The sequence below is a fragment of the Pyrobaculum sp. genome (assembly GCF_049971835.1).
Classification (GTDB): Archaea; Thermoproteota; Thermoprotei; order Thermoproteales; family Thermoproteaceae; genus Pyrobaculum.
In genome coordinates this window covers 1-3,133 of record NZ_JBMFKV010000202.1, presented here as the reverse complement: position 1 = coordinate 3,133, position 3,133 = coordinate 1, and the positions used below count along the sequence as shown (strand labels likewise).

At 53.6% G+C, this 3,133-nt stretch carries 5 protein-coding genes and 1 tRNA gene; 5 read left to right on the top strand and 1 reads right to left on the bottom strand.

Annotated features, from left to right (window positions below):
• The 4 genes from ACP5J3_RS12335 to ACP5J3_RS12320 form a co-directional block, all read left to right on the top strand.
• The coding region (locus tag ACP5J3_RS12335) for an AsnC family transcriptional regulator (protein ID WP_428495964.1) at positions 1–591 on the top strand (591 nt) is incomplete at its 5' end.
• Between the two features lie 619 nt (positions 592–1,210).
• Complete coding sequence (locus ACP5J3_RS12330; protein ID WP_428495963.1) at positions 1,211–1,879, top strand: AAA family ATPase; 669 nt, start codon at positions 1,211–1,213, stop codon at positions 1,877–1,879.
• Positions 1,854–2,216, top strand: coding sequence for a hypothetical protein (locus ACP5J3_RS12325; RefSeq protein ID WP_428495962.1), 363 nt, complete (start codon positions 1,854–1,856; stop codon positions 2,214–2,216). The genes ACP5J3_RS12330 and ACP5J3_RS12325 overlap by 26 nt, the downstream gene beginning before the upstream one ends.
• 101 nt (positions 2,217–2,317) lie before the next feature.
• Positions 2,318–2,409, top strand: a tRNA-Arg gene (locus ACP5J3_RS12320).
• Positions 2,410–2,462: 53 nt separating this feature from the next.
• Here the strand turns inward: ACP5J3_RS12320 and ACP5J3_RS12315 are convergent.
• On the bottom strand, positions 2,463–2,792 hold the full coding sequence (locus ACP5J3_RS12315) for a hypothetical protein (RefSeq protein WP_428495961.1): 330 nt from the start codon (positions 2,790–2,792) through the stop codon (positions 2,463–2,465).
• Between the two features lie 112 nt (positions 2,793–2,904).
• Between ACP5J3_RS12315 and ACP5J3_RS12310 the strand changes: the two genes are divergently transcribed.
• A partial coding sequence (locus ACP5J3_RS12310; protein ID WP_428495960.1) for a winged helix-turn-helix transcriptional regulator occupies positions 2,905–3,133 on the top strand: 229 nt, incomplete at its 3' end.

Here is a 3,133-nt window from a genome sequence, read left to right as displayed (position 1 = left end):
CTTGTATACGTGAGGCCCGACGTCGTGGGGCTCTACTACGCCTTTTTCCAAAGCGAGAGGGAGCCCGAGGACTACACAGTCCTGAAGTTCGAGACCCTGGAGGGCACCTACATCTTCGCCGTGCCCTTCCACAGCTTCAACGAGCTTGAGCTCCTCGCCAAGAAGTACGGAAAGCCCTGGTTCGTCCCCCGCCTAACGCCCAGGAGCCTCACGCCCCTGCAGCGTGAGGCCCTGCGCAGATACGCGGCTAGGCCCGACTTCACCTCTGTAGACATCGCAGAGGAGCTCAACCTCCCCAAAACCAAAGCCAAGAACCTGGCCCGGTGGGTTAGGCAAAACGTCAACGTCACCTACTGGGTTGATTTGAAGAGGGCTGGTATCGCGGCTTTGGCTGTCAAGACGGAGGCCCCCCTCGGCGCGTACGCCTCGCACAAGTTTTTCAAATGCTTCGCATACGCCACAGGCTTCTACGCAGTAGCCTTTCCAGATCTCGGCAGGGCCGCGGAATTCGTGCGGAAGCTGAAGGCCGAGGATCCCAAGGCCAAAATCAACGTTGTGGTGGGATACGAGCTAAGGCCACCTACTCTGTAAAATCTATTTTACTTACTGGCGTATTAAGCCGTAAGCTACAACGGTTGTGTACAAAAGAATTAAATATGACATAGTCATACCTGATGTGCAAATCAACTTATCGCTCAAGTATTTTGGACCTGTAGTCTCAGCTGATATCTTAGTGAAGCCTCTGACGATATTTATCGGCCCGAACGCATCTGGTAAGTCATATACGGCGATGGCGTTGTACGCGTTTGTCTCGGGTTTAGTTAAGGCTGGTATCTGGCCGGACGTCATATGCGCCTCATATGTAGCATCGAGACGCAGGTGGGATGCCTGGGTTGAAGAAGAAAGTTACCTGGCCACCCGGGTCCTCGAGAACGAGTTTGCAAGAGTCTTTGGAATGGGGTTGAGTGATTTGACAACTAGGGGTGCGTCCAGCACAGAAATCACCCTTGAAATAAAAAAGGGCCAAGAGATATATAGATATATATATAGTTGGCCTCCGACAAATTTACAAATCGAGGTTCCAAAATGTAGTAAGAGTCCAAGTAGCCTGAGAAAAAGTCTCGTAAATTATTACTGGCTTCTAGGATTTCTACAACCTATGGGATTTCTACAACCAATAGTTTACCTTCCCTCATCTAGAAGTGGCCTTGTGCAGACCTACAGCTTTTATGTAGATCTGGTACTGAGAATGGCAGAGGAGATACCGATAAAAGGTGCCAATCTTCAAGGCCTACCCGGAGTCGTCGGCGACTTTCTGAGGCTACTTATAAAGCCTTTTAAGTCTGAGTCACAGCTGTATACACGCTTCAGAGATAGAGTGGGCATAGATGTGGAGAGAAGGGAGAGGAGTATTGTGGTAAGAGACGCTAGGTATGAGAGCGACGTTAGGTCGGCCCCTTCTGGATACGCCGAGCTCGCCCCCCTGGGGCTACTCCTGAGGTACGGCGTGTTGAAGAGGGGAGTGCTGGCGGTTGTCGAGGAGCCTGAGGCGCATATACATCCGGCTATGCAGGTGAAGGTGGCGGATCTCCTCGCCGACCTAGCCGCGGAGGGGATCTACTTCATCATAACGACACACAGCGACTACATACTCAACAGAATAAGCAACATAATCCGGAGAGCTGAAAGTAAGCTGAAGCAGAGAAAAATCGCCGTCTACGTGTTTAAGAGGGCAAACAGCGGCTTCGTTGCGCAGAGACTTAAGATAGGGCCCGAGGGGATTCCAGACGACGAGTTCGCAAAGGTGTACGAGGAGCTCTACCGCGAGCATATAGACCTCCTCTATGCCTACAGTGAAGGTAGGAAGCTACAGAGTTAAACTCCCCGAGGGGTGGAATTGCGATGTCAACTCTCTGCCGGGTGGCGCGCCGGATAGAGGCCTCAGCCCAGACATAGAGCTACGGTGTGTCAGTAGGTGTGGAGAGCTGTCGTTTGTAATAGAGGTTACCGGAGTTCCCGAGATTAGAGATGTGGATAAGGCCTCCACGTCGGCGGGTGTGCGGATAGTGCACCACGGAGGCGGCGTGGGGGGCGAGGTGTTGAGATATGCCCGTAGAATGGGGGTCCTACTGGTAAACTGTAGCGTAAGCGGCTTGCTCGACCTCGAGGCCGTGTTGCGCCACTACCTCCCCAGCATCTACAACAAATGTATCTAACGTCACTGCGCAGAACGCGGCGCCTCGGCCCCCCGAATTCGCCAGGCACAAGTTTCAGTGTCGGCAAAAACTTTTAAACACCGTAATTCAGCGTAGATGGGGGGCCCGTAGCTCAGCCTGGATAGAGCGGCGGCCTTCTAAGCTCGCCGAAGAGAGCCGTAGGTCGTGGGTTCGAATCCCATCGGGCCCGCCAGTTATATACCTCTCTGGTTGACCTAATCTTGCGATTCACCGCCTTGTGGGTGTCTAGCCCTCGATTAAGTAGTCTAGCTCTTTTCCTTCTAGCGTAATTTTTACATGTCTAACTACCCGTCTAACAAGGCGTTTTGGCTTGAATATCACAGTATAGCTACCGTCGGGGTTCTGTCTGTAGGACTCCACCGCCCACTCCTCCCCGGCGCAGTCAGAGTACATGTAGGCAAAGTCCTCGAAGTAGTCGTAGGTGCCGCAGGTGTAGCACATATTCCCCGAAAACTTAGCCACTAGCCGCTCCGGCCCCCTATCCACCACCTCAACCACAGCCTCAGCCCCGAAGACAGATCTAAACCTCCCCAGCGCCTCCTCGACGCAGTCCACGCACAGAGAGCCAGTCCCCATTTTAAGTATTACCCGCCGCGGCGCCGCCGGCCTCGGCGTCTGTAAAAAGATATTTCACCAATTGGTATATAGGGATTTCCCCCTATCCTCAATGGAGGGTTGGGTAGGTGGAGGCGGGTTCAGACGGGTCGAGTCGCTTACCTACGAGGAGAGGATAATCTTAACTCTCCTGGTGACTAGTAGCAGGGCGAACATCAGCCAGATCGCCAGGAGGCTTGGGATCTCGCGTCAGCTTGTCTGGTACACCTTGAGGAGGCTGAGGGAGGCTGGGGTCGTAGGCGAGCCCATGCTCTACGCGAGGCCAGACGTCGTGGGGCTCT